Below are 25,140 nucleotides of genomic sequence, written 5' to 3' on the forward strand. Positions count from 1 at the left end.
AGTTACAATAGAATGAAACAATCTTAACATAACATGGTAAACTAGAAGAACAATAAATGTATGGAACAAAGGAACAGGGGGCTTCTAATGGAATATCTTATCCCAATACTCATCATGATCCTTGTGGCGATAGTCTTAATTCTCATATTTAGAAGAAAACATAACGCCATAATAAGTGATTTAGACAAACAAAAACTACAAATTCAACACAAACCCATTTTAGAAGAAATGACAAAAGTAAAGCAGCTTAATATGAACGGCCAAACGGAAGAAATGTTCGAACGTTGGCGCACTATCTGGAATGAAGTTATGGACCATGACATTCCAGAAGTAGATTCTTTATTATTCGATGCCGAAGATTTTGTCGATAAAATGCGATTTGGGAAAGCTTCACAGACGGAGCAGCAGATCAAGGAACGCTTACATATAGCTGAAGAAAAGATGAACTCGATTTTAGAGGAACTACATAACCTGATTGGTAGCGAAGAAAAAAATCGCATTGAAATGGAGCAGATCCAAGAGCAGTTCCGATCTGCACGAAAAAATGTACTAGCTCATCAATATTCATTTGGTGAAGCACTTCCTGCTCTTGAAAAAGAATTGGAGAGCTTCCAGCCTGAAATGGCGGAGTACAACGAGTTAACATCAAAAGGTAACTATATGAGTGCGCGTGAAGTAGTGATGCGTTTAAAAGAAAAAGGCGACCAACTGTTTCCGAAGTTGCACGATATTCCGACATTATTCTCTGAGGTATCCACGAAAATTCCTGCCACTTTGCATGAACTTCGCTCTGGTAAAAATGAAATGGAATCACAAGGCTATTTCCTCGATCATTTAGAAATTACTCAGAAACTTGATAGCATCGACTCTGAACTTGTCAATCTGAAGCAAGAAATTGCTCAATTGTCAGTTGGTCCAGTGAAACGCCGCGTCGATGAAATGAAAGACGAACTCGACTCTCTCTATGACTTACTCGAAAAAGAAGTGAGGGCTCGTGGCTATGTTGATCAGCAACATCTAGCCATTGCTCAGCGATTAGATGATACTAAACATCAGACTATAGCTGCTCAAGAAGAGGCAAATTATATTAAGCAAAATTACCATTTATCAGATGAACAATTAGCAGTACCAGGAAAATGTTTAGACAAACTTGCAGTGGCGGAGTCAAAAATGGCACTCGTTCAAACAAGATTAAGCGAAGAAAAATCAGCGTACTCTTCATTAGAAGAAGAATTACGTGCACTTGATCAAGTTGTAGGGGAACAAGATGAAGTTCAAAGCGAGTTCCATAACCGTTTGAAAAATCTTCGCATAGATGAGAATAGCTCGCGGGCGAAAATTGTCGAATTGAAGCGAGAATTGCATATGACAGAACGTAGCTTGCAAAAAGCCAATCTTCCTGGTGTTCCAGAAGAGATTGATGCTCGTTTTGAAGAAGCAGATGAAAATATTTTTGTCGTTGAACAAAATCTACAAGAAGTGCCATTAAATATGAGCACAGTAGATGCAAACATGAAAAAAGCAGAAGGTGCCGTTCAAGAAGCGATCGCCAAGGCCAAAGAAATGCTTGAGAACGCCATGCTCGTTGAACGAATTATCCAATACGGTAATCGTTACCGCGCAACCAATACAGCAGTCAACGTCAAGCTTTTAGAAGCTGAACATGCGTTTCGTCAAAAGCGCTACACAAAAGCGTTAGAAGAAGCGGGAATTGCAGTGGAACAAGCAGAACCGGGTGCTTTAAAAAAGATTCAAAAAATGGTCAAAGAACAACAATGGAATCAATAAAAGCTGCCGCAATGGCAGCTTTTTGTTATGGTAGAAATAGAGGTGAGCTCGATGATTTATTTAGATAATAGTGCTACAACTAAGCCCGATGCTTCTGTTCTCGCGTCGTTTATTAAAGTGAATGAGGAACTGTGGTACAATCCCTCTTCCATTCATGCAGGTGGAGAACAAGCCAACAAATTGTTAGAAACTGCGCGAGCACAAGTTGCAACTGTGTTAAAAACAAAAGCTAAGTCTGTCGTGTTTACATCAGGAGGAACAGAAAGTTCAAATTTTGTGTTGCGCCAAACAGCTCTCGAAAAAAAAGACATAGGTCGACATATTTTACTTTCAGCTGTCGAGCACCCTTCTGTTCGAGAAGTAGGTCTCTATTTAGCTCAACAAGGCTATGAGGTCGAATGGCTCGATGTGGATCAAACAGGAACAGTCCTCCCAAGTGAACTGAAGCAAAAAATACGAAAAGATACGATCATCGTCTCTGTTCAACATGTGAACAATGAGATCGGCACCATACAACCGATAAAAGAACTAGTCGCTATTACGAGAAATCATTCTCGTGCTTCGTTTCATGTAGATGCCGTTCAAAGTTTCGGGAAATTGCCAGTCGATTTTGAACAACTGCCCGTGGATTGGATCACACTCTCTTCGCATAAATACCACGGGTTAAAAGGTTCAGGTATTGCCGCATGCAATCGCTCGATAACTCTTGAACCGTTCATTCTAGGCGGTGGACAAGAATCTGGCTACCGCAGTGGTACAACCGCTGTTGCACAAGCTGTATCAACTGCTCGTGCTACCAGACTTGCTTTTGAAGAGCAACCGCAAAACTTTATTCGATTAACAAAGATGCAGCGTATTCTTCGCAAAGCGGTTACTGAACTTCCACTAGTGACGATTTTGACTCCTGAACTTGCAGCACCTCACATCCTATCTGTTGCAGTAAAAGGTGTGAAGGGTGAAGTGCTGGTTAATGCGCTTGAAAAAAAGGGTATTTATGTTTCGACAAGTAGTGCGTGCTCTTCTAAGAAGACATCGACCAGCCATGTGCTAGAAGCTATGGGTGTTTCAAAAGAGTTGATTGATGGCGTCATTCGCATTAGTATGAGTAAGGACACAACTGAGCAGGAAATTGAAAGCTTTAATCAAACTTTTCAAGAAATCCTCCAGTTATTAGAAAGGAATTTGCATACATGAAATGGGATCGAATTTTAGTTCGTTACGGCGAACTATCTACTAAAGGCCGCAACCGACGTCAATTTACAAATCGACTTCGTGACAATATTCGTTTTTCGTTCGAAGACATTCCAACACTGCAACTACAAGCAGAGCGTGACCGGATGTTTTTAACTACAGACACGGATGCTGATATGGATAAATTGCTTCACCGATTACCGGCTGTATTTGGTATTCAATCATTTAGTCCAGTAGCGAAAACAGAAAAATCTATTGATGCGATGGCTGCCACAACTATTGCTATTCTTGAGGAATTGGAAACTGACGGTAAAACTTGTAAAGTCAACGTGAAACGATCTGATAAAAGTTTTCCACATGAGACAAATGAAATTCAACATTTAGTCGCTAGCCAAGTGCTGCGCCATTTTGATGGATTGAGTGCAAAAATGAAAGAGCCAGACTATATAATTAAAATTGAAATCCTGAAAGATGCTGCCTACATTTCTGCGCAAACTATTATGGGTGCAGGAGGAATGCCAGTAGGATCTAATGGTCGTTCATTACTGATGTTATCTGGAGGAATTGATAGTCCAGTTGCTGGCTACTTGATGCTAAAACGTGGCGTGCGATTAGACGCTATCCATTTCCACAGTCCCCCCTACACAAGTGAACGTTCACTAGACAAAGTAAAAGATCTTGCAGAAAAACTAAGCCATTTCGGCGCTACTGTTCGCCTGCATGTTATCCCATTTACGGAAATTCAAGAAGCGATTCAGCAACAAATTCCGAAAAATGTATCGATGACGACGACGCGTCGCATGATGTTGAAAATCGCCGATCAAGTCCGCGAAGAAATTGCCGCACTTGCGATCGTAACAGGAGAAAGCTTAGGCCAAGTGGCAAGTCAAACACTGGAATCCCTTACGGCAATTAACGAAGTGACCACAACTCCGGTTTTGCGACCATTGATTGCAGAAGATAAAACAACGATTATTCAAATCGCACAAGAAATCGGTACGTACGAAACCTCGATTTTGCCATATGAAGATTGTTGTACGATTTTTGTGCCAAGCTCGCCAAAAACAAAACCGAAGCTAGAAAAAGTAACTTTCTACGAAAGCTTCGAAACATTCGATGAGCGTATTGAAAAGGCAGTTTCTGAACGCGAAGTTTATCGATTCCCTGAGAAAAAACAAAAGCCCACATTTGATGAATTTTTATAAATAAAAAATTTCCTTGTTGTGCGATGTATGAATTGCTCGTTTCGGGTCATTCTATTTGCACAAGGAGGTGACACACACATGGCAAACAACAACTCAAACAAGCTTGCGGTACCTGGTGTAAAACAAGCGCTTGATCAAATGAAGTATGAGATCGCTCAAGAGTTTGGCGTACAGTTAGGTGCTGATGCAACTTCACGTGCGAATGGTTCTGTAGGTGGCGAAATCACGAAACGTTTAGTTCAGATGGCTGAACAACAATTAAACAACGGGCGTCAGAGCTAACACTAAAGTCCAAATGACTCACACAGTGAGTTGTTTGGACTTTTTTTATTTTTACGTGGCTAGCCACCAATTGGTTTGAAGTTCTATTTCAGAAAAAATAATGCGTAAGATTTAAAAACCCTACAGCTAGAACTCCATCTTTCAGGTGACGTTTGCTTAAACAGCTTTAGTAGGATTTAAAAACCATCCATCCAGAACATCAACCTTCAAGTGAAGTTTGTTAAATTAATCTAAGTTAAATTTGAAATCCCTCCAGCCAGAACACCATTTCCTAGGTGAGTTTCTTCGAGCCTCCCCACGGCAGCCGAAAGAAGAACGCTTTCGGCTGCGTTGCCGGGTCTCGGTAAAACTCAGATGGCCTGGGAAATGGCATCCTGGCTTCCGGGATTTCAAATTGATTAAGTTAGTGGCATTGAATCCGTGATGAGCGAATAGTGCGTGGTGATGATGGATAATCCGATTCTGATGAGTGATTTACTCATTCTGATGATTTAGTAAATCCGTGATGAGCGAATAGTGCGTGGTGATGATGGATAATCCGATTCTGATGAGTGATTTACTCATTCTGATGATCGATTAAATAATTCATGAGCGAGAAAACGAGTGTGATGAACACTACCCGAGATTAAAACACTTTAATTTCTAAAGATCTTACTAGTAAGGGCTTTAAGTAATAAAGAAGTTGCCTTTTGAATCAATATGCAGCAATCTCGCTGACCTACACGGTGAATGTTCACAAGCTTAATCGAGCCTCACGTTAGCGCAGCGATTGGCCCTCTAGTTAATTCGAGCAAAATTAGAACTACTTTAAAATGAGTAGAGGCAGAGCCGACTCGAAGAACCGGAAAGGCACCACTTCCTGAAAAAAAGAACTTCAACTAACAGGATTCAACTGGAGAAGCTTGTGTAAGTTCGAACTAAGAAGATTCGCGCTGGGCCCGCTCGGACAGAGCGGGCCCAGCCCTTTTCGTTCTTAACTTGATCTTGAAAGCAAGCTTCGGAAGATGCCTCCGGATTAGAAAAAGTTCTTTGCCCAGTCCTTTTCATACTTGATTTGATCTTGAAAGCAAGTTTCTCAACATTGCATCTGGATTAGAAGAAGTTTTTGGAGCAAAATTTAGTCCTTAATTTGAACTTGAAAGCAAGCTTAGTATGCTGCACAGAAAGTTCTTCAGACCGTTTACTTCAATTCACTAAAGTGATACACTGAGAGCGTTATTTCGAAAATAAAAATAAATAGAGGTACAACCATGACAACAGAACAAAAAGGGATTGGCCAAGTCTTTTTTGCCTATCTTCTGTGGGGACTCATGCCTATCTATTGGAAAACTGTACAACATATTGCCAGCGACGAAATACTAGCCAGTCGTATCGTCTGGTCCTTTATTTTTACAGTTCTTCTGATTAGTGTGCTTCGAGACATACCAAAACTGAAATTGGATTTGAAAAATCTTTGGGGGGACAAGAAAGCTTTTTTTAGTCTGATGATTGCTTCGTATTTAGTAACGGCCAACTGGTTCACTTTTATCTACGCAGTGAACAGTGGTGAACTTGTTCAAACAAGTCTAGGCTATTACATCAATCCATTGATTTCCGTGCTATTGGGGATCCTATTCCTAGGTGAACGATTGAGCGACGCGCAAAAAGCCGCTGTCGGAATCGCAGCAGCAGGTGTATTTATTTTAACTTTTACATATGGTGAATTGCCTTGGATTTCGCTTGTTCTTGCCGGAAGTTTTGCTTTTTACGGCTTGATCAAAAAACAAGCAAAAGTGGGTGCTATTACCGGCTTAGCAATCGAAACATTTTTTGTTTTGCCATTTGCTTTTGTTTATATGGTCTATTTGTTTACACAAGACTCATTACAGTTCCTAGAGAGTTCACCGGTTACTATGCTGCTTCTTATGTTATCTGGAGTTGCTACGGCGTTACCACTACTTCTCTACGCTAGTGGAACTAAACGTATCCCGCTATACTTGTCTGGTTTCATTCAGTATATTGCACCAACCATTATGTTGGTTTTAGGAGTGGTGCTGTACAATGAGCCATTTTCTCAAGCAGAATGGGTAGGGTTTAGTTTTATTTGGGTAGCATTGGCTCTGTTTTCTATTTCAAAATTTATACAAATAAAACGCTCATTACAGAAATGAGCGTTTTACTTTTTCCCAGTAACTATTGTCTTTTAGCTTTACAGTCTTCACGACTCGTTCGCTCAAGCGAATATCAATCGTGTTGACGTGTTGAATGCTGAGCGCCTCATTGTCTGTAGACATAGTCGGGTAGTCGTTCCAATCATCATGCAACTCTAAACGCAATGTTCGATTGCCACTTAATATGAAAGGAGAGCCAAGGGAACGGTATTCATTATTGTTCATAGAAGCTACTTCAGTCACTTGGAAACAGGCAAGTTGCGGATCCACTACAGCACCGCCTAATGATTTGTTGTAGGCAGAACTCCCTGTAGGTGTGGAAACAACGATACCATCACCACGGTAAGTTTCTAGTAAGATATCATCGATTTTGACATCCATAGCAATTGTTTTCATGATGTTCGAACGAATCGAAAATTCATTTAAACAATAAAAGTGAGGCTCGTTGTTCACTGAGATTTCTATTACCGGATATTTTCGAACTTCTACGCGGTCTTGCAAAATGGCGTCTGCCATGTTCGGGAAATGAAGATGCTCCAGTAAAAAATCGCAATACATTGCGAGGGAACCGGAAGTAGAGATACCTGCATAAAGAACATCTTGACTGAAGCCTGTTTTTCTCACGGCTTGTAAAAAGCTACCGTCAGTGCCAACACTCACTATGATAGAAGCATCTTCAGGAGATAAGACAACCTCTAGACCTTGGGCATCAATGGCAGTACCTAATTCTTTTCGTAACTGCTGGGAAGCAGTATCATTTTTAGCATAAATATAGAGCGCATTTCGTTTTTTCACTCGTTTGGCCCCTTTCAAAAGATATTCTCTAATCAATTTTACATCGGATGAAACATTTCTGCATGTTTTACGTAAAGAATAATGAACAGACAACAAGGAGGAACTAACTATGAATACAAAACGATGGGTAGCACTTGGGATTGCTACATTATTAGTGGGCGTATCGATTCTTGTGAATTCGGTATCCGCTGCATTTTCGACAGACTGGTCTTCTTGGCTAGACGACTATGAAACTACCATGATGGATTCAATGGGAACTAGCGTGATTGAGGCTGGAGATACATCAAATCGTATCGCCGTGTTGCGAGTCGATGGAGTGATCCAAGATACAGGTTCAGCTACGAGCCTATTAGGTTCAACAGGCTACAATCACGGATTCTTTTTACAGCAACTTGAAGAAGCTAAGAATGATCCTACGATTAAAGGTATTGTGTTGTCAGTCGACTCACCAGGTGGTGGCGTTGTAGAGTCAGCAGAAATATATAAAGATTTAATGAAGATTAAAGAAGAAACAGACAAGCCTATTTATGTTTCGATGGGTGGAATGGCGGCATCGGGCGGATATTATATCGCAGCTCCAGCAGATAAAATCTTTGTTATGCGTGAAACGATGACAGGTTCCATCGGTGTTATCTTGCAAAGTATCAATTATGGAGACCTTGCAGAAGAATATGGCGTCGATTTCGTTACGATTAAAACAGGACCTTATAAAGATATTTTAAGTCCGTCTCGTGATATGTTGCCGGAAGAAGAAGAGATGCTACAAGAGATGATCAATGATTCTTATGAAGAGTTCGTACGTATTATTGCGGAGGGCCGTGGAATGTCAGAAGAAGAAGTACGTCCTGTAGCAGATGGTCGTATTTTAAACGGTCGCCAAGCAATTGAAGCGAACTTAGCAGATGATTACGGTTTTGAAGAAGATGTTATTGCTGCACTTAAACAAGACTTAGACTTACCAGATGCTGAGGTGTTTGAGTTTTCTCAAGACCAAAGCCTAAGTTCTTTATTTGGTGTGAAAGTTCAGTCATTCTTAGGTCTAGACTTGGAAACACAGATTATTTCTAAATTGATTACAGATAACCAAGCACCACGCATGATGTACTTGTATGGTGAACAGTAAGGAGGAAGCTTAAATGGAAACAATCGCAGATTTTCAACCAAAATATGCAGGATTTTGGATTCGTTTTTGGGCATACCTCTTTGATCTGTTGATCATTGCAAGTGTGGGCTGGCTCATTGTGAAACCATTGTTTCGTCTATTTAACATCGATTTACAAGCCACGATTTGGTACGCGCCAATTACAATTTTGTCGGCTATCATTTTTTATGGCTACTTCACATTGATGACCTATTTCTTCCGCCAAACATTGGGGAAAATGATTTTTGGGATTCGTGTACATTCTTTAGCTGGTGAAAAGCCAGATTTCTTCACTGTATTGTTCCGTGAAACAATCGGTCGTATCTTGTCAGTGATTCCTTTCAATTTGCCTTATATCATTGTCGGATTTACTCCGAAAAAACAAGCCATTCATGACTTCATTGCCGATACAGTTGTCGTCCATGAAGCTGATTATCATCGCACATTTCGACCGAATCAGTTGCACCAACCGAATGTCGTGCAGTAAGATGATAACAGAGTGAAAAAGGAGGCGTTTGATAAATGGCATCAGTAACATTTAAAGGAAACCCTATGACATTACCAGCAAACGAGGTAAAAGTAGGAGACAAAGCACCAGACTTTAAAGTACTAGCAAACGATTTATCTGAAGTTACACTAGCTGATTCAGCTGGAAAAGTACGATTAATCAGTGTAGTGCCTTCATTAGATACTGGCGTCTGTTCAACACAAACGAATAAGTTTAACAGTGAAGCTGCTAGCATGGGAGACAACGTAGAAATTTTAACGATTTCAAATGACCTTCCATTTGCACAAAAGCGCTGGTGTGGAGCAAACGAAGTTGACGCTGTTCGAACATTGTCAGATCACCGTGATCTATCATTCGGAGAAGCTTACGGCGTAACAATGAATGAACTTCGCTTACTTGCACGTTCTATTTTTGTAGTAGATGCATCTGATACTGTCACTTATGTGGAGTATGTTGCAGAAGGTACAGATCACCCAGATTATGAAAAAGCAATCGAGGCAGTCAAACAAGCTGCTGGGAAATAATAAAAGTGCCCACTTCATGGAAGTGGGCATCTTTTAGGTTCACGAAAAGGAGTTCATTATGAAAGCAGTCGAACATTACTTTACACAATTAAATGAAGCAGCTGAACAAATTGAAAACTCAGGCCAAGGCACTTACCTAGAAGGTGTTGTTTTTGGATTAGAGCGTTGGTTATTGAACAGCGTAGAATTTACACCAGTAGATGCCTCTAAAGAAGAGAAACGCCGTGCGATTCAATTGGCGATTTTGAAAGGTATGCGCAAGTCTTCGCAGCCTAATCACCAAATGACACCAGATGCATTAGGTATGATTGTCGCGTTTCTTGTTAACGAACTTACACAAGAAAAAGAAGCCATTCGACTTTTTGATCCTGCAATCGGTACAGGCAACTTGATGTACACGGTAGCAAATTATTTGCAGGGCAAAGAAGTCGAGATGTACGGTAGCGAAATTGATGAGCTGCTTCTGCAACTTGCTTCCCAGACAGCAGAATTATTGAATCAACCAATTGAGTTATTCTTGCAAGATTCGCTCCGACCATTACTACTTGATCCTGTAGATGTTACTTTAAGTGATTTACCGGTCGGGTATTACCCAGATGATGACCATGCAGCGACTTTCGAGTTAAGAGGCGCTCAAGAGCACGCGTATTCCCATCATCTCTTTATTGAACAAGCCATGAATTACACAAAAGAAGGTGGGAGTTTGTTGTTATTTGTGCCAACAAACTTATTTTCATCACCAGAGGCAGCCACTTTACACGGCTACCTTTCTCGACAAGGACAATTGGAGGCTGTGCTGCAGCTTCCTAAAGAAATCTTTAAAACAGAAGCTTCTGCTAAGGCGTTAATCATCATTCGCAAAGACTCAAAGAAGACTTTGCCTAAGCGAGATGTGCTCCTTGCACAGGTTCCTTCACTCTCTAACAAAAAGAGCATGGAGTTGTTCTTTGAAAAAGTTCGTCAGTGGAAGTAAACTAAAAGAAATGCCATGGAGAGGAAGATGGTATGCAAAACATACTCGCAATTAACGCAGGAAGTTCAAGTTTAAAATTTCAATTAGTAAGAACACCCGAAGAAACAATCGTGGCAAAAGGTCTGATTGAGCGTATTGGGTTTACCGATTCGTACATTACTGTCACAGTGAACGATGAAAAAGTAAAAAAAATAGCCGATATTCCTACTCATGAAGTGGCTGTCCAGTTATTAATGGACGCTTTACTTGAAACAGGGGCGATTGCTTCGCTACATGATATTCATGGTATTGGACACCGTGTGGTTCACGGAGGAGAAGTCTATAGCGATTCCGTAATGATTACTGACACGATTTTGTCTAATTTGATTGACCTGTCAGAGCTAGCACCTCTTCATAACCCGGCAAATATCACAGGTATCCAAAGCTTTAAAAAGGCGTTACCAACTGTTCCTGCGGTTGCAGTATTTGATACAGCTTTCCATCAAACAATGCCAGAAAGCTCATTTTTGTATTCAATCCCGTATTCGTATTATGAAAACTACGGCATTCGGAAATATGGCTTCCACGGCACGTCGCATAAATATGTTTCAGAGCGAGCGGCTGAACTATTAAACCGCCCGATTGAGACGACACGATTTATTTCATGTCACCTCGGGAATGGAGCAAGTATTGCGGCGATTCAATATGGAAAATCTATTGATACATCAATGGGGTTCACACCACTTGCTGGTGTAACAATGGGAACGCGTTCAGGGAATATCGATCCGTCACTCATTCCATTTTTGATGGAGAAGACAGGAAAAAGTGCGGAGCAAGTACTGGATGTATTAAATAAAAAGTCTGGGATGCTTGGCGTCTCAGGGTTCTCTAGTGATTTGCGCGATATCGTCGAACAAGCTGAAAAAGGCAATGACCGTGCGCAGCTTGCACTAGATGTTTTCGCGAATCGTATTCATAAGTACATTGGCTCGTATGCTGCCCGCTTGAATGGTGTAGACGCAATTATTTTCACGGCAGGTATTGGAGAAAACAGTTCAATCATTCGTGCCAAAGTACTCGAAGGTCTTCAGTTCATGGGTGTCTACATGGACCCAGAGTTGAACGAGCAGATTGGTAAAGAAACACCAATCAATTATCCGCACTCACCGGTTAAAGTGCTTGTCATCCCTACAAACGAAGAAATCATGATTGTCCGTGACACCGTGCGTGTTGCAGATTTAGATTAAACTAGTTTTATTAAAATGAAGTTGAGTGGAGTGGAGGGGCTGACTCCGGAGGGATCAAAAAGCGGAACGTGAGACCCCACAGGCGCGTTCTTCCGCCGAGGAGACTCACGCGCGCCCTCGGAAAGCAGACCCGCAATGGAACTCAAGTTTATTTATCCAACCAAAAACAGCACCATCTCTAGAAATTACTCAAGAGATGGCGCTGTTTTTTAACTTTACTTATTCTACATCATCAAACTGAGAATCTGTTCGTACTACCAATACGTCACACTTCGCGGAGCGAACAATATTTTCAGAAACACTACCGATCAAGAAACGTTCTACAGTATTCAAACCAGTAGCACCCACAATGATTAAGTCTGCGTTCACTTTCTTCGCAAGATCTTTCGAAATCATCGTTTTCGGTGAACCGTACTCAACCATAACGTGAACATTCGCCACACCATGTTTTTCTGCTTCTTTCTTGTATCCATCTAGTAGCTCTTCAGCAAAATTTTGTGCTCGTTCTGCAATCGAACGGTCATACGCTTCAATTGCCGCAAATGAACGTGTATCAATAATGTTCACGAGGTGAAGTGTTGCATTGTTTCGGGAAGCAATCGCTACTGATTTCTTAAAGGCAAGCTCCGCTTCTTTTGAACCATCCACTGCTACTAAAATTTCGTTGTACGTTAGTGTCATTTGAAAATCCTCCTTATAAATGAATTCACTTATACCTTTCGACAAGACTTTCCAAATCTCCTTTTTTAATTTGTGAACAATTTAAGAAACTACTAAAAAAAATAACTAGAGCTTTTTTTTTTACAATTTGCTAAAATGGATTTGATTTGAAGAAAGGGAGGCAGTTCGAATGAAAATTGGCGTTCCAACAGAAGTAAAAAACAATGAAAACCGTGTCGCGATGACACCAGCTGGAGTCGTAACTCTAGTTTCAAGCGGTCACGAAGTATATATTCAAGCAGGTGCTGGACTTGGTTCTAGCTTTACAGATGAAGATTACACAAAAGCAGGCGCACATATCGTAGCGACTGCGCAAGAAGCATGGCAGCAAGAAATGGTGATGAAAGTAAAAGAACCGGTTGCGTCTGAATATGAATTGATTCAAAAGGATCAAGTTCTGTTTACATACCTTCACCTTGCGCCAGAACCAGAATTAACAAAAGTGTTACTTGAGAAAAATGTTACAGCTATTGCTTATGAGACGGTTCAATTACCAAACAACTCACTTCCACTCCTAACTCCGATGAGTGAAGTAGCTGGTCGTATGGCGACACAATTAGGTGCCCAATACCTTGAAAAAATCAACGGCGGAAAAGGGATTCTTTTAGGTGGGGTTCCAGGCGTTGAACGTGCAAATGTAACAATCATCGGTGGCGGAATTGCAGGAACGAACGCTGCGAAGATGGCAGTCGGCCTTGGAGCAAACGTAACAATTATCGACCTTAGCCCAGAGCGTCTTCGTCAATTAGATGAAATGTTTGGTGCTACTGTCCACACGTTAATTTCCAATCCTTACAACATCGCAGAGTCTGTTAAGAATGCAGATCTTGTTATTGGTGCTGTTTTGATTCCTGGCGCGAAAGCTCCTAAATTGGTGTCTGAGGACATGATCAAATCAATGTCGGCAGGTTCAGTAGTAATTGACATTGCTATTGACCAAGGCGGTATCTTAGAAACTTCCGATCGTATCACGACTCACGATGACCCTACGTACATCAAGCATGGCGTTGTTCATTACGCAGTTGCTAACATGCCTGGTGCGGTTCCACGTACGTCTACAATCGCTTTAACTAACACCACTGTACCTTATGCAGTTCAAATTGCTAACAAAGGGTACAAGCAAGCGTGCTTAGACAATCACTCATTATTAAAAGGCTTAAACACATTGAACGGCGTTTGTGTCTATAAAGCTGTTGCGGATGCTCAAGGAATTGAATACCGTGATGTAAATGATGTACTAGCAATTATCTAATCTTGCTGAGCTGATTCTTTAGGAATCAGCTTTTCTTTTTGAGGAGGGGTCCTATGTTGTTTGTCATGCTTGGAGGAGCCGTTGGAACTCTGCTTCGTGCTGCATTAACTTTTTTTGTGCCACTGGGACTTTTCGGTAATCCAGTTGCCACATTGATTGCAAATTTACTCGGCAGTGCAGCGATTGCAACACTCTCTCTTATAGGTCCGGAAAGACTTCATTCGAAGTGGCAAAAATTTTGGATGACAGGCGTGCTCGGCGGTTTTACGACGATGTCTATCTTTAATTGGGAAGCGCTGCAACTGATCCAGCAAGAGGAGCTTGTCATCTACGCGGTCTATGTAGGACTCACTTTGATTGGCAGTGTTCTAATGGCACGCTTTGTGTTAAAGAGGGGGCGTGCAGGATGATCATCTTTTTGCTTGCAGTAGGTGGAGGACTTGGGGCGGGGATGCGCTATGCACTGAGTCGATTCAATAATGCATTCCCTTATGGAACCTTGCTTGCGAATGTTCTAGCTTCCTTTTTTATCGGAGTCTGCATACCTTCCATTCAGTCAGGAGAATTACTCGCATTTTTCGTAGTTGGATTTTGTGGTTCGCTCAGTACAGTTTCCACGTATGCGATAGAAGCAGCGACATCAGAGAAACCACTCCGGTATGGTATCATTACGTGGTCTTTGACGTTAGGAGCGGTGAGTTTGGGGTATTTTTTAGCGATGTTGTAGTTGGAATGGTTTCCATAATTTAAGGAATGTAAGAGTGGGAACCGCTAACGTCAGAGTGGAGCAATTTACTGTCAGAATAAAATCATGTAACGTCAGAATAGAGCATAATAATGTCACAATCAAAAAATGCCACAAGCGAAGTCTACTTAACTTTGCTTGTGGCGTTCTCCACATCTAACACAATCGAGTTGCACCTCCTAGAAATCACGCAAAATGCCATCGCGGCTCATGAAGCCAAGAGCGCTTCACGGCCCACGCTGTCATTTCGCACAATTTCTGGTCAGTCGGCTCCACATCTAACGCAATCGAGTTCCGAACGCCAGAAACACACTGCGGAATCAGCCGCACCCGCAAAGGCTGTAGGACGCCTTCCCGGGCACGTCTGATTTCCTCGGAGTTTCTAGAGTGGCGTTCTCCACATCTAAAACTAAACTAAACAACCAATAGTTCTTTAGTAAATTTCGTCAGCACCTCTACACCATCCGCTGTGACGACGACATCATCTTCAATCCGAACACCGGTAACTTCCGGGTGATAGATGCCTGGCTCGATTGTAAAGACCATACCTTCTCGCAACTCCATGTCATTTTCCCCGTGAATAGAAGGGAATTCGTGAACTGAAATCCCAAGCCCGTGGCCAAGGCGATGAGTGAAATACTCCCCATAACCTGCTGCTTCGATACTATCGCGAGCGGCTGCATCCAATTCCTTCGCGAGAACACCCGGACGAACAAGTGCAACAGCCTTTTCTTCAGCCTGTTTGACGGTTTCGTAGATTTCCCGCTGCGCTGCAGTTGGTTCGCCAAAAGCAACTGTGCGTGTAATGTCTGAACAATAGCCATTGACGATTACACCTAAATCGAATAACACAAAATCGCCTTTTTCAATCTTTTTATTTCCCGGTGTACCGTGAGGAGAGGCTGTCTTCAAGCCACTCAATACCATCGTACTGAACGACATTCCGTCTGCACCTTTAGCTTTAACGGCAGTTTCTACTTCTGATAAAATGTCCATCTCAGTTTTGCCTTCTGCAAGTAGAGAACATCCCACTTCAATTGCGTAATCCGCAAGTGCAGCTGCTTCTCGGAGATGCACGAGTTCTTCTTCAGTTTTGATCAAGCGCATCTCAGTGATTACTTCATCAATTCCTGAGAATGCCACTCCCTGGATCCGGCTCTCCAAAAATTCCATACGTTCAACGGTCATATGGCTTTTTTCAATCGCAAGTTTTGCGACGGGAATTGTGAAAGATGCGACAAGCTTATCCCAAGCATTTTCTGTGTCGACGTGTCCTACAATCGTACCGGAGAAAAATTCTTTTGCATCTGGAACTTCCATTTGAGGACAGATTAGAAAACTCTCGCCTTGTACAGGTACGAACACCCCTAATAATCGTTCATGAGGATTGCTGCGAAACCCAGTGAAATAAAATACATTATCAGGATGTGTGATAAAAGCTGCATCCAGTTGATTGTCGGTCAAATAAGCTTGTAATGCTGCCAATTTTTGCATGAGAAAACGCCTCCTAAGTGAATGACTACCCATTTCTCATCCTATCATAGTAGAATACAAGTTAGCAGTAAAATCTGATAATTGGAGTGATTACTATGAAGTTCACCTATCATGGACACGCAGTGGTGAAAATCGAAACAGGAGATTTTACGATTCTAATAGACCCCTTTATTTCAGGTAATGGGCAAACAGATTTAGAAGCAGCCGACGAAAAACCAACACATATTCTTTTAACTCATGGCCATAACGATCATGTGGGCGATACAGTGCAAATTGCTAAAGCAAGTGGAGCCCTAGTCATTGCGACATTTGAATTGGCGGATTATTTAGCGACTCAAGGTGTAGAAACGCATGGCATGGGGATTGGGGGAGGCCGAGATTTCGATTTCGGTTATGTGAAATTCACACAAGCCTTCCATAGTTCGTCGTTTACAGACGAAGAAGGGACTGTGCATTATACAGGCATGCCGGCTGGGATTTTGATCAAACTAGAAGACACTATGATTTATCATGCCGGAGATACCGGGTTATTTAGTGATATGAAATTAATTGGTGAACACGGGATTGATGTAGCGTTCTTACCGATTGGCGATAATTTTACAATGGGGCCACATGATGCAGCACGTGCCGTTGAATTTATTGAACCTAAAATTGTTGTCCCTATGCACTATGATACGTTCCCACCTATTAAACAAGATCCAGAGAATTTCCGTTCATTAGTCCACACAGCAGATGTACAAATCTTGAAGGCAGGGCAAGAAGTCCAGTTCTAGTTCACAGTCAAAACTATGTTAAGATGAGAGCAAGACTTAGACAGGACGTGAACAAACGTGTCAACAAAGCATGAACAAATTTTAGGGTACATCGAATCCTTACCGATAGGCGATAAAATTTCCGTTCGACAAATTGCAAAAGACTTAGCAGTGAGTGAAGGGACTGCCTATCGTGCCATTAAAGAAGCTGAAAATCGTAGACTGGTTTCGACAATTGAACGAGTAGGAACGATTCGTATCGAAGTGAAGAGAAAAGAAAACTTTGAGCGACTGACTTTTGCAGAAGTTGTAAATATTGTGGATGGTTTAGTGCTCGGAGGGAAAACAGGGTTACACAAATCACTTAGCAAATTCGTCATTGGAGCTATGCAAGTCGATGACATGATGCGCTACGTTGACCCTGGTAATTTACTAATTGTCGGAAATCGCTTTAAAGTACACGAACATGCGCTAAAAGCTGGTGCGGCTGTGCTTGTGACAGGAGGTTTCGATGTCCCGGAATCTTCTAAACGATTAGCGGATGAATTGGAGTTACCTCTCATATCAACAAGTTATGACACGTTCACTGTTGCTACGATGATCAATCGAGCTATCGACGATCAATTGATTAAGAAAGATGTTCTGTTGATTGAGGATATTTATATCCCTAAGGAACAGACGGCTTACCTATCTACTACAGACACAGTTCAGCAATACCGTGAGCTAAATACAACTACAATGCACGGTGGTTATCCAGTTGTCGATGCAAAGGATGTAGTGGTAGGGGTTGTGACGGCAAGAGATGTAATGGATGCAGATAATAGCGAATCCATTGATAAGGTCATGACGAAACATCCGATCGTCATTACTTTAACTACGAGTGTTGCAGCTGCTAGTCATCGCATGGTCTGGGAGAGCATTGATCTGCTTCCAGTCGTGAACGAAGCGAATAAGTTACAAGGTATTATCAGCAGACAAGATGTATTGAAGGCTCTTCAAGCATCTTCTCGCCAACCACAGAATGGTGAGACTATTGATGACTTGGTAAAAGCGCAACTGACGCCTTCAACAGACGATAAAAGTGTCGTTGGTTTTACGGTGACCCCTCAAATGACGAATCATTTTGGTACCATGTCTTATGGAGCTTTTACAACCGTGCTGTCGGAAGCCGGATCCCAAACTTTACGAATGCGAAGACGGGTGGAAAGTGTCGTAGAAAATATGACGATCTACCATACAAAACCGGTGCCGTTAGAAGCGCATATCAAATTGCATGCGAAAGTACTCGATTTTAGCCGTCGAATGGCAAAAGTAGACGTTGAGGCATATAATGACAAGCAACTAGTTGGTAAAGCGCTCATCACCTATCAAATCTTTGATCATTAAAAAACCGTTCTGCCTTCACGATTAGGCAGAACGGTTTTCTCTCAATTTTCGTGATTCAATTCCCATTCTTCTTCTACAAATTTCCCATAATGTTTAGACGCTTTATAATTATGAATAGCCATATAGCCACCTAAAGCTAAGAAAACAGCTGAAATAACATAAGTGAGTGTTTCTGGGAACAGGAACACATAATTCAAACCAAAGAGAAATACAAATGTCCCAAGACAAATGCCGCTCTTGGCTGCATACCATTTTCTTCGAATGGGTAAATCTGTGCGAAATTGTCTTGTTTTAAAATAAAAATACCATACAATAGAGATAATAATCGCAATAACTAATACTGTATTCATTCATTTCCCTCCAAAAGCTTACTACCTCTAGTTTAACGACTTTTGGTTGAAATTGCGACATGGAGAATGACCCTATTAGGAGGAAAGCCCATGCACCGTCAAATACTGGACAAAATTAAAGAGTATTCGAAGATTGTCATCCACCGGCACGTTCGCCCGGATCCAGATGCTTATGGGTCTTCCATTGGTCTCTTTATGATTTTAAAACACAATTACCCAGAAAAAGAGCTCTATGTTACAGGCAAACATGATTTTACATTAGACTATTTGGCCAAGCCTATGTCAATTACCGATGCAGCCTTTGAGAATGCATTAGTAATAGTGACCGATACAGCGAATACGGATAGAATCGATGATCAACGCTATACAAATGGGTCTTATCTTATCAAGATTGATCACCACCCAAATGATGATCCTTATGGAGATATTGTCTATGTGGATACAAAAGCAAGCTCCGCGAGTGAGATGATTTATTCTCTATTTTTGACGGGGGCCGAGCAAGAAGAATGGTCTCTTCCAGATCAAGCAGCACGACTCTTGTATGCTGGGATTGTTGGAGATACAGGTCGTTTTATGTTTAACAGCACCTCGCTGAAGACGATGGAATATGCAGGTGAACTGATGGGCTATGACTTTGACCGGTCACAGCTGTTCAATGATATGTACGAAGTTTCTCCTAACGTACTGAAATTAAAAGGCTATGTATATGAAAACTTTCACATGAAAAATGGCATTGGGTATGTGAAGCTATCAAAGGCACTTTTGCAAAACTATGGCGTCAGTCAGTCGGAAGCTTCCTTATTAGTGAGTGCTTTGGCAGATGTTCAGGGAATGCGTGCATGGGTTTTCTTTATCGAAGACGATCAAAGTATTCGTGTTCGCTTACGTTCAAAAGGTCCTGTCATTAATGAGATTGCTAAGAAATTCAATGGTGGTGGGCATCCACTAGCCTCAGGTGCAACAATTTATAACTGGGATGAAGTAGACAACGTTTTAGACGAGATGTATCAATTATAAGGAGGCACTTATGGCGATCTGTTACCCGCAAGTTATAACATCAATGGACCTACTTCAAAGTACAATACGGTTAGATCGCCTAGGTTCGTTTCTTAACACAAATGGCGTAAAGTTGGTCGCAATGACAAATTCAACGCTATATGGTGTACAAGCGTTTTATCAAGACATGGTGCGTCAAACTATTCAGCCTGTGATAGGACTGCGCTACAACCTTGAACTCACTGAGCAAACAGTTTTACAAGTCGTCAGTTATGCGCGCACTGAAAAAGGATGGAAGAATCTATTAAAACTATCAAGTGCACTTGAAACGAAACATGTAGAGGCGCTTCCACTTAAATGGTTTCACGCTTATTCAGAAGGTCTTTTAACGGCAGTTGTCACAACACAAGAACTTTATCCACAGCTCGACACGCTACTATCGCCACAAATTATACCCGCAGTTACCCGCGAAACAGCTGAGGATAGAGACTTTATTCAACAGCTGAAAAAAAATCATTCACTTATTCTTCCTTATGCTCCCGCACAACTTGAACAAGAACAGGATCGACTTGCCTTTCGTCTGTTACAAGCTCTACGGGAAGGTAAAAAACTGCACGAAACGGAAGAATCTTCAGTTCTCTCATTACATGATCAACAGTTTTGGGACCAAAATTTTCACACTATCGCTGGCTGGGACAAAGCGTTTTATGCGCTGTTTTCAGAAACCTTTCCACTTGTACAAACGAAACCACTGTTGCCGAAATTTCCTATTCCTCAAGGGGAGACAGCAGATTCTTTGTTGAAAAAACGTAGTATCGAGCTTTTAACTACCAAGATGACTTCCATTCCTGAGGTTTACAAGGAGCGACTTGAGTTTGAACTTGGCATTATCCAATCGATGGGGTATAGTGATTATTTTTTGATTGTCCAAGATTTTATTCATTTTGCTAAGTCAAAAGGAATATCGGTTGGACCAGGTCGAGGATCCTCTGCAAGTTCATTGGTCGCCTATGCTCTTGGAATTACGGGAATAGACCCGATAGAATATGGCCTGCTGTTTGAACGTTTCCTAAACCCAGAAAGAGTCTCCTTACCGGATATTGATGTAGATTTCACCGACTATCGTCGCGATGAAGTCATTCACTATGTGCAGCAAAAGTATGGGGACAAGCACGTAGCACAGATCTTAGCTTTTGGGACACTCTCCACGAAAGCTGTAGCACGTGAAGTGGCGCGAGTATTAGAGCTTTCACAAGAAACCTTGAGCTTTTTATCGAAGACAGTCTCCTCCCAAGCTTCCTCATTAGCAGAGGCGGTGAACGAAAGCAAAGAGTTGCAAGCATTCATTCAACGAGAAGAAAAACATCAGCTATGGTTTGAGCTTGCCAAAAGACTGGAAGGGATGCCTCGGAACGTAACCGTGCATGCTGCCGGGGTCATTATTTCACCGGTACCTCTTGTTGAAGTTGTGCCGATTGAAGAACACCAAGATGGGATGTATTTGACGCAGTGGACCATGAAAGAAGTAGAGTCTGCTGGGTTAGTAAAAATGGATTTCTTAGGACTTCGCAACTTGACGTTGATTGAACAGATGTCTGCTCGCATTCGAGAGACAGAAAATCCACAGTTTCGAGTAGATGCGATTGATCGAGAAGATAAAAAAACGTTACAACTTTTAGCTTCGGGAGATACTTTAGGTGTTTTCCAATTTGAATCATCGGGCATGCGTAAGGCGCTTCAATTGGTCAGCCCTGTCACGTTTCGCGAGGTTGTAGCTGTAAATGCATTGTTCAGACCGGGACCAATGGCTTTTATCCCAAACTTTGCCGCTCGTAAAAAAGGGCAAGAAAAAGTCAGCTATGCCCATCCTGCCGTAGAGGCCATCTTGAAAGAGACTTATGGAATCATTGTCTATCAAGAACAAATTATGCAGATTGCTCGCGCGATTGCTCGCTATTCCTATGCACAAGCAGACAATTTACGACGTGCAGTGAGTAAAAAGGATAGACAAGTTTTAACGGATGAGAAAAAACGGTTTGTAGAAAGTGCTCGATTAAACGGTGTATCTAGTGAGATAGCGTCAACACTTTATGACTTAATTGTTCGATTTGCGGAATATGGATTTCCAAAAAGTCATGCAACAGCTTACAGTTTGATCGCTATGCAGATGGCAGCTATTAAAACCTATTATCCTCGCGCATTTTATGCAACATTGCTAACTGCTACAACTGGGAACAGGGAAAAACAATTAGCTGTTTTTCGTGAAATGAAAAGAAGGGGTATAGCGTTATTACCCCCTGATTTATGGAGGAGCCATAGCCGCTTCACTATCGATCAAGAGGGGATTCGCGTGGGCTTAAGCAGTATTAAAGGAATCACTCGTCCTTTTATGTCTTATTTGCTCGAAATCCGTAAAGGGAAACAGACTCCCTGGAAAAGTTTATTTGAACTGGCTGCCGATTTGTCAGCGCAGCACTTTACAAGAACGACCATTGAACCTCTAATAAAAGCAGGAGCTCTAGATTTTTTAGGAAAAGATCGAGCTGTGCTGCTTGCTAGCCTAGATCCGGCTGTCATGCATGCTGAATTAGTAAGGCCAACTGAGCGACAGGATTTATTGAGTGGTTCCATTGCCTCTTTTGGAGAGCCTAAGTATACGGAAGCAGCTTCAATGCCGATAGGCTATAGGTTGGCTTATGAAAAAGATGTGCTTGGAACCTACGTTTCGACTCATCCGGTAGAACTGGTCCGTAAAAAACTCCCCAATCCGACAACGCCATTGGATGAATTACAGACGGCTTCAGGTCGTCACAGTGAAGTGATCGGTTTAGTGAAAGACATTCGCAAAATTCGTACTAAAAAAGGACAAGCTATGGCTTTTGCCATTTTAGAAGATGAACGGGATGAGATTGATTTAACATTTTTCCCTGAAACGTTTGCCGCAGTCAATATCCATTTGAAGGAACAAGCGCTGGTTTCCTTATCAGGAAAAGTAGAACAGCGCAATGGTCGTGCTCAATTGATTGTCCAGACAGTTTCTCCGCTTTAACCACCACACTAGTTGGTGGTTTTTTTTCGTATTGTTAGTTGTCAGCTGGAATAAAATAAGTTATGCTACTACTTGTGAGTGGTCAGACCACTTTCAAAAATATGGGAAAAGGTGACGATATGACATCTGCTTCACCTAAATTATTTACCGAGATTGTACGGCAGCTCCGGGAGCTCATTGAACAAGAACGGATCCAAATTGGAGGGAAATTACCTTCAGAACGTGAACTTGCTGAGCGTCTAGAAGTGGGCAGATCCACAATTCGGGAAGCACTTCGCAGCCTAGAACTTCTTGGCCTGATCGAAACCCGAAGAGGGGAAGGAACTTTTTTAGCCGACTTTCGTAAACATAAATTAGTAGAGGTGTTAGCCACCTTTATCTTAAAAGACACGAAATCTACTGAAGATATATATGCAACTAGGCAGGCGTTAGAAAAACAAGCTATTCATGAAATTATGAAATCTGACTTTAGTAATCTGTCCATCTTAAAAAACGCTCTTGAAGTGAATGAAGATATAGAACAAGAGTGGCTTATCAAGGAACTGATGATTGCCTCTGGAAATCGCCTAGCATTAAAAATTTGGTTACTACTCAATGAATACAGTAGTAATCCGTTTAAAAAGCCGATGTCAGAAGAAGACAGAAGCTACTGGAAGAAACTTATACAAGCCGTTGAGCTTGGCGATGAAATGCTGGCGCAACAGATATTAGAGAGCTGGCAATATGGAGTGAAAGGGGAAACACCACAATGATCCGAGAACTTTTTGCGAAAAACAAAGTGAAATATGCAACTATACCGAAGAAAGAACACAAAAATGATGTGCCAGAAGGCATTATGACCAAGTGTCCATCTTGTAAAAAAAATACCTTTACAAAAGAAGTGGAATCGAACTTATGGATTTGTCCACACTGTGATTACCACTATCCTTTGAATGCCAATCAACGTATCTCAACACTATTGGAAGAAGAAGGACGCCAAGCTTTTGATACGCATCTACAAACAACAAATCCTCTTGGCTTCCCGGGATACACGGAAAAAATACAATCCGACCAAAAGAAAACAGGATTAAATGAAGCCGTCTGGACGGGTACGGGAGTACTGGAAGATGTTCAAGTTGTAATGGCCGTTATGGATTCAACTTTCCGCATGGGATCTATGGGCTCTGTTGTTGGAGAAAAAATTACACGCGCAATTGAATACGCGACTGCTAATAAGCTGCCATTTATTATTTTTACAGCTAGTGGCGGTGCACGCATGCAAGAGGGCGTACTTTCGCTCATGCAAATGGCTAAGACAAGTGTCGCTTTAAATCGCCATCGTAATGAGGGACTGCTGTATATCTCGGTTATGACACATCCAACTACTGGCGGCGTTTCCGCAAGTTTTGCTTCATTGGGTGACATTAACCTTGCTGAACCTAAAGCTCTCATAGGCTTTGCGGGTCGACGTGTGATCGAACAAACAGTGCGGGAAAAACTGCCTGAAGATTTCCAAACAGCTGAGTTTCTTCTTGAAAAAGGACAACTGGATGCTGTAGTTCATCGCCATCAAATGAAGCAGACACTTACAACACTTGCCCGTTTGCACAGTAAGGAGGCAGCACAATGGTAAAAACATTGCCTTTTGAGGAACCGATTGAAAAATTGCAAAACAAAATCGAAGAACTTAAAAATTACACCAAAGATGCTGATGTGGATTTGACGGATGAAATAAGCACGCTTGAGGCACGCCTAGAACAGCTAAGGGAAGAAGTTTATACAAACATTCAGCCTTGGGACCGTGTTCAAATTGCTCGTCACCCTGAGCGTCCTACAACGTATGATTATATTGAATCTATCATGGAAGATTTTATTGAACTTCATGGCGATCGTAGTTACGGGGATGATGCGGCGATAGTTGGGGGCATCGGAACTATCAACGGCAATCCGGTAACGCTTATTGGACATCAACGTGGACGGGATACAAAAGAAAATGTACGCAGAAACTTTGGTATGCCCCATCCAGAAGGCTACCGCAAAGCCCTTCGCCTGATGAAACAAGCAGAACAATTTGGACGACCTGTTATTTGCTTGATTGATACAAAAGGGGCATACCCTGGTAAGGCTGCTGAGGAGCGTGGACAAAGTGAAGCCATCGCTCGTAACTTGATTGAAATGGCCAATTTAAAAGTTCCTGTTGTCAGCATTATTATCGGTGAGGGTGGAAGTGGTGGTGCGCTAGCTCTTGGAGTAGGGAACCACGTACACATGCTAGAAAATAGCACATATTCTGTTATCTCTCCAGAAGGAGCAGCATCCATCCTTTGGAAAGATGCTAGTTTAGCGAAAAAAGCAGCAGAGTCGATGAAGATAACAGCGCCAGATCTTCAAGAGATGGGAATCATTGATGACATTATCCCTGAAGTGAAAGGTGGCGCTCATCATGACAAGCCGATGCAAGCAGATTATGTGAAGCAGACGATTGTCGAATCGTTGCGTTCACTGACAGCACTTTCACAAGAACAACTGATTCAACAACGTTATGAAAAGTTTGCTCAAATGGGATCATTTTCGTCCTAGAATACCAGACAACCAGAAGAGATTTGACCTTTTTTCACTTGTGAGAAAAGGTTT

The 25,140-nt window shown here is 41.8% G+C and carries 24 protein-coding genes; 20 read left to right on the plus strand and 4 right to left on the minus strand.

The genetic code is table 11. The annotated features are described in order from the left end of the window. Positions 1-87: 87 nt before the first annotated feature. The 5 genes from ezrA (at position 88) to rarD (ending at position 6,616) form a co-directional block, all read left to right on the plus strand. The gene (ezrA, locus tag MKY84_RS06965) at positions 88-1,788 is read left to right on the plus strand and encodes a septation ring formation regulator EzrA (protein WP_342525087.1); all 1,701 of its coding nucleotides are present in this window, start codon (positions 88-90) and stop codon (positions 1,786-1,788) included. Positions 1,789-1,839: 51 nt separating this feature from the next. Further along, positions 1,840-2,982, plus strand: a complete 1,143-nt coding sequence (locus MKY84_RS06970) for a cysteine desulfurase family protein (protein ID WP_342525088.1) — start codon at positions 1,840-1,842, stop codon at positions 2,980-2,982. Continuing rightward, a complete protein-coding gene (gene thiI / locus MKY84_RS06975) occupies positions 2,979-4,184 on the plus strand; it encodes a tRNA uracil 4-sulfurtransferase ThiI (protein ID WP_342525089.1) in 1,206 nt (401 codons plus the stop codon). The genes MKY84_RS06970 and thiI overlap by 4 nt, the downstream gene beginning before the upstream one ends. Positions 4,185-4,262: 78 nt before the next feature. Next, on the plus strand, positions 4,263-4,466 hold the full coding sequence (locus tag MKY84_RS06980) for an alpha/beta-type small acid-soluble spore protein (protein ID WP_342525090.1): 204 nt from the start codon (positions 4,263-4,265) through the stop codon (positions 4,464-4,466). A 1,250-nt stretch (positions 4,467-5,716) separates the two neighbouring features. Continuing rightward, positions 5,717-6,616, plus strand: a complete 900-nt coding sequence (gene rarD / locus MKY84_RS06985; RefSeq protein ID WP_342525091.1) for an EamA family transporter RarD — start codon at positions 5,717-5,719, stop codon at positions 6,614-6,616. Here the strand turns inward: rarD and MKY84_RS06990 are convergent. Next, a complete protein-coding gene (locus tag MKY84_RS06990) occupies positions 6,605-7,411 on the minus strand; it encodes an NAD kinase (protein WP_342525092.1) in 807 nt (268 codons plus the stop codon). The genes rarD and MKY84_RS06990 overlap by 12 nt on opposite strands. Positions 7,412-7,520: 109 nt before the next feature. Between MKY84_RS06990 and sppA the strand changes: the two genes are divergently transcribed. Genes sppA through MKY84_RS07015 form a run of 5 tightly spaced genes read left to right on the plus strand, consistent with a single transcriptional unit; the run spans position 7,521 to position 11,783 of the window. After that, positions 7,521-8,534 carry a signal peptide peptidase SppA gene (sppA, locus tag MKY84_RS06995; RefSeq protein WP_342525093.1) on the plus strand — a complete coding sequence of 338 codons (1,014 nt, stop codon included), beginning with the start codon at positions 7,521-7,523 and terminating at the stop codon, positions 8,532-8,534. Between the two features lie 13 nt (positions 8,535-8,547). Continuing rightward, positions 8,548-9,039 (plus strand): RDD family protein, encoded by a 492-nt coding sequence (locus MKY84_RS07000; RefSeq protein ID WP_342525094.1) that lies wholly within the window; start codon positions 8,548-8,550, stop codon positions 9,037-9,039. 35 nt (positions 9,040-9,074) lie between these two features. Next, positions 9,075-9,584: a thiol peroxidase gene (gene tpx, locus MKY84_RS07005; RefSeq protein ID WP_342525095.1), complete on the plus strand. Its 510-nt coding sequence runs from the start codon at positions 9,075-9,077 to the stop codon at positions 9,582-9,584. Between the two features lie 58 nt (positions 9,585-9,642). Then, positions 9,643-10,557: a class I SAM-dependent methyltransferase gene (locus MKY84_RS07010; protein WP_342525096.1), complete on the plus strand. Its 915-nt coding sequence runs from the start codon at positions 9,643-9,645 to the stop codon at positions 10,555-10,557. Positions 10,558-10,589: 32 nt separating this feature from the next. Next, positions 10,590-11,783, plus strand: coding sequence for an acetate kinase (locus MKY84_RS07015; RefSeq protein ID WP_342525097.1), 1,194 nt, complete (start codon positions 10,590-10,592; stop codon positions 11,781-11,783). 219 nt (positions 11,784-12,002) lie between these two features. Here the strand turns inward: MKY84_RS07015 and MKY84_RS07020 are convergent, their stop codons facing one another. Next, on the minus strand, positions 12,003-12,464 hold the full coding sequence (locus MKY84_RS07020) for a universal stress protein (RefSeq protein ID WP_204590461.1): 462 nt from the start codon (positions 12,462-12,464) through the stop codon (positions 12,003-12,005). A 169-nt stretch (positions 12,465-12,633) separates the two neighbouring features. Here MKY84_RS07020 and ald point away from each other — a divergent pair, with 169 nt between their 5' ends. The 3 genes from ald to MKY84_RS07035 are packed head-to-tail and all read left to right on the plus strand — an operon-like array spanning position 12,634 to position 14,482. After that, a complete protein-coding gene (gene ald / locus MKY84_RS07025) occupies positions 12,634-13,755 on the plus strand; it encodes an alanine dehydrogenase (protein WP_342525098.1) in 1,122 nt (373 codons plus the stop codon). A gap of 53 nt (positions 13,756-13,808) precedes the next feature. Then, on the plus strand, positions 13,809-14,165 hold the full coding sequence (locus tag MKY84_RS07030) for a CrcB family protein (RefSeq protein ID WP_342525099.1): 357 nt from the start codon (positions 13,809-13,811) through the stop codon (positions 14,163-14,165). Continuing rightward, positions 14,162-14,482 carry a CrcB family protein gene (locus MKY84_RS07035; RefSeq protein WP_342525100.1) on the plus strand — a complete coding sequence of 107 codons (321 nt, stop codon included), beginning with the start codon at positions 14,162-14,164 and terminating at the stop codon, positions 14,480-14,482. Before MKY84_RS07030 ends, MKY84_RS07035 begins: the two co-directional genes overlap by 4 nt. Before the next feature lie 432 nt (positions 14,483-14,914). Here MKY84_RS07035 and MKY84_RS07040 read toward each other — a convergent pair whose 3' ends face one another. Next, positions 14,915-15,994, minus strand: coding sequence for a Xaa-Pro peptidase family protein (locus tag MKY84_RS07040; protein WP_342525101.1), 1,080 nt, complete (start codon positions 15,992-15,994; stop codon positions 14,915-14,917). 95 nt (positions 15,995-16,089) lie between these two features. Between MKY84_RS07040 and MKY84_RS07045 the strand changes: the two genes are divergently transcribed. Together MKY84_RS07045 and MKY84_RS07050 are read left to right on the plus strand one after the other, a co-directional pair. Then, on the plus strand, positions 16,090-16,767 hold the full coding sequence (locus MKY84_RS07045; RefSeq protein WP_342525102.1) for a metal-dependent hydrolase: 678 nt from the start codon (positions 16,090-16,092) through the stop codon (positions 16,765-16,767). Positions 16,768-16,824: 57 nt separating this feature from the next. Next, complete coding sequence (locus MKY84_RS07050) at positions 16,825-18,132, plus strand: DRTGG domain-containing protein (protein WP_342525103.1); 1,308 nt, start codon at positions 16,825-16,827, stop codon at positions 18,130-18,132. A gap of 41 nt (positions 18,133-18,173) precedes the next feature. Here MKY84_RS07050 and MKY84_RS07055 read toward each other — a convergent pair whose 3' ends face one another. Continuing rightward, on the minus strand, positions 18,174-18,482 hold the full coding sequence (locus MKY84_RS07055) for a YtpI family protein (protein WP_342525104.1): 309 nt from the start codon (positions 18,480-18,482) through the stop codon (positions 18,174-18,176). Between the two features lie 90 nt (positions 18,483-18,572). Between MKY84_RS07055 and MKY84_RS07060 the strand changes: the two genes are divergently transcribed. The 5 genes from MKY84_RS07060 (at position 18,573) to accA (ending at position 25,086) form a co-directional block, all read left to right on the plus strand. After that, the gene (locus tag MKY84_RS07060) at positions 18,573-19,499 is read left to right on the plus strand and encodes a bifunctional oligoribonuclease/PAP phosphatase NrnA (RefSeq protein WP_342525105.1); all 927 of its coding nucleotides are present in this window, start codon (positions 18,573-18,575) and stop codon (positions 19,497-19,499) included. 43 nt (positions 19,500-19,542) lie between these two features. Then, complete coding sequence (locus MKY84_RS07065; protein ID WP_342528861.1) at positions 19,543-22,527, plus strand: DNA polymerase III subunit alpha; 2,985 nt, start codon at positions 19,543-19,545, stop codon at positions 22,525-22,527. Between the two features lie 101 nt (positions 22,528-22,628). Further along, positions 22,629-23,279 carry a GntR family transcriptional regulator gene (locus MKY84_RS07070; RefSeq protein WP_342525106.1) on the plus strand — a complete coding sequence of 217 codons (651 nt, stop codon included), beginning with the start codon at positions 22,629-22,631 and terminating at the stop codon, positions 23,277-23,279. Continuing rightward, on the plus strand, positions 23,276-24,139 hold the full coding sequence (gene accD / locus MKY84_RS07075) for an acetyl-CoA carboxylase, carboxyltransferase subunit beta (RefSeq protein ID WP_342525107.1): 864 nt from the start codon (positions 23,276-23,278) through the stop codon (positions 24,137-24,139). Before MKY84_RS07070 ends, accD begins: the two co-directional genes overlap by 4 nt. Continuing rightward, on the plus strand, positions 24,133-25,086 hold the full coding sequence (gene accA / locus MKY84_RS07080; RefSeq protein ID WP_342525108.1) for an acetyl-CoA carboxylase carboxyl transferase subunit alpha: 954 nt from the start codon (positions 24,133-24,135) through the stop codon (positions 25,084-25,086). The genes accD and accA overlap by 7 nt, the downstream gene beginning before the upstream one ends. Positions 25,087-25,140: the final 54 nt, after the last annotated feature.

It is taken from the genome of Chryseomicrobium sp. FSL W7-1435, from assembly GCF_038595005.1.
Classification (GTDB): domain Bacteria; phylum Bacillota; class Bacilli; order Bacillales_A; family Planococcaceae; genus Chryseomicrobium.

Excerpts from the sequence above, each read along its gene's own strand:
- MKY84_RS07045 (WP_342525102.1), top strand. The coding sequence starts at position 16,090 with ATGAAGTTCACCTATCATGGACACGCAGTGGTGAAAATCGAAACAGGA.
- MKY84_RS07065 (WP_342528861.1), top strand. The coding sequence starts at position 19,543 with ATGGACCTACTTCAAAGTACAATACGGTTAGATCGCCTAGGTTCGTTT.
- MKY84_RS07035 (WP_342525100.1), top strand. The coding sequence starts at position 14,162 with ATGATCATCTTTTTGCTTGCAGTAGGTGGAGGACTTGGGGCGGGGATG.
- MKY84_RS07060 (WP_342525105.1), top strand. The coding sequence starts at position 18,573 with ATGCACCGTCAAATACTGGACAAAATTAAAGAGTATTCGAAGATTGTC.
- ezrA (WP_342525087.1), top strand. The coding sequence starts at position 88 with ATGGAATATCTTATCCCAATACTCATCATGATCCTTGTGGCGATAGTC.
- MKY84_RS07000 (WP_342525094.1), top strand. The coding sequence starts at position 8,548 with ATGGAAACAATCGCAGATTTTCAACCAAAATATGCAGGATTTTGGATT.
- MKY84_RS07020 (WP_204590461.1), bottom strand. The coding sequence starts at position 12,464 with ATGACACTAACGTACAACGAAATTTTAGTAGCAGTGGATGGTTCAAAA.
- MKY84_RS06980 (WP_342525090.1), top strand. The coding sequence starts at position 4,263 with ATGGCAAACAACAACTCAAACAAGCTTGCGGTACCTGGTGTAAAACAA.
- MKY84_RS07040 (WP_342525101.1), bottom strand. The coding sequence starts at position 15,994 with ATGCAAAAATTGGCAGCATTACAAGCTTATTTGACCGACAATCAACTG.
- accD (WP_342525107.1), top strand. The coding sequence starts at position 23,276 with ATGATCCGAGAACTTTTTGCGAAAAACAAAGTGAAATATGCAACTATA.
- thiI (WP_342525089.1), top strand. The coding sequence starts at position 2,979 with ATGAAATGGGATCGAATTTTAGTTCGTTACGGCGAACTATCTACTAAA.
- rarD (WP_342525091.1), top strand. The coding sequence starts at position 5,717 with ATGACAACAGAACAAAAAGGGATTGGCCAAGTCTTTTTTGCCTATCTT.
- MKY84_RS07055 (WP_342525104.1), bottom strand. The coding sequence starts at position 18,482 with ATGAATACAGTATTAGTTATTGCGATTATTATCTCTATTGTATGGTAT.
- MKY84_RS06970 (WP_342525088.1), top strand. The coding sequence starts at position 1,840 with ATGATTTATTTAGATAATAGTGCTACAACTAAGCCCGATGCTTCTGTT.
- sppA (WP_342525093.1), top strand. The coding sequence starts at position 7,521 with ATGAATACAAAACGATGGGTAGCACTTGGGATTGCTACATTATTAGTG.
- tpx (WP_342525095.1), top strand. The coding sequence starts at position 9,075 with ATGGCATCAGTAACATTTAAAGGAAACCCTATGACATTACCAGCAAAC.
- accA (WP_342525108.1), top strand. The coding sequence starts at position 24,133 with ATGGTAAAAACATTGCCTTTTGAGGAACCGATTGAAAAATTGCAAAAC.
- ald (WP_342525098.1), top strand. The coding sequence starts at position 12,634 with ATGAAAATTGGCGTTCCAACAGAAGTAAAAAACAATGAAAACCGTGTC.
- MKY84_RS07070 (WP_342525106.1), top strand. The coding sequence starts at position 22,629 with ATGGGAAAAGGTGACGATATGACATCTGCTTCACCTAAATTATTTACC.
- MKY84_RS07015 (WP_342525097.1), top strand. The coding sequence starts at position 10,590 with ATGCAAAACATACTCGCAATTAACGCAGGAAGTTCAAGTTTAAAATTT.
- MKY84_RS07030 (WP_342525099.1), top strand. The coding sequence starts at position 13,809 with ATGTTGTTTGTCATGCTTGGAGGAGCCGTTGGAACTCTGCTTCGTGCT.
- MKY84_RS07010 (WP_342525096.1), top strand. The coding sequence starts at position 9,643 with ATGAAAGCAGTCGAACATTACTTTACACAATTAAATGAAGCAGCTGAA.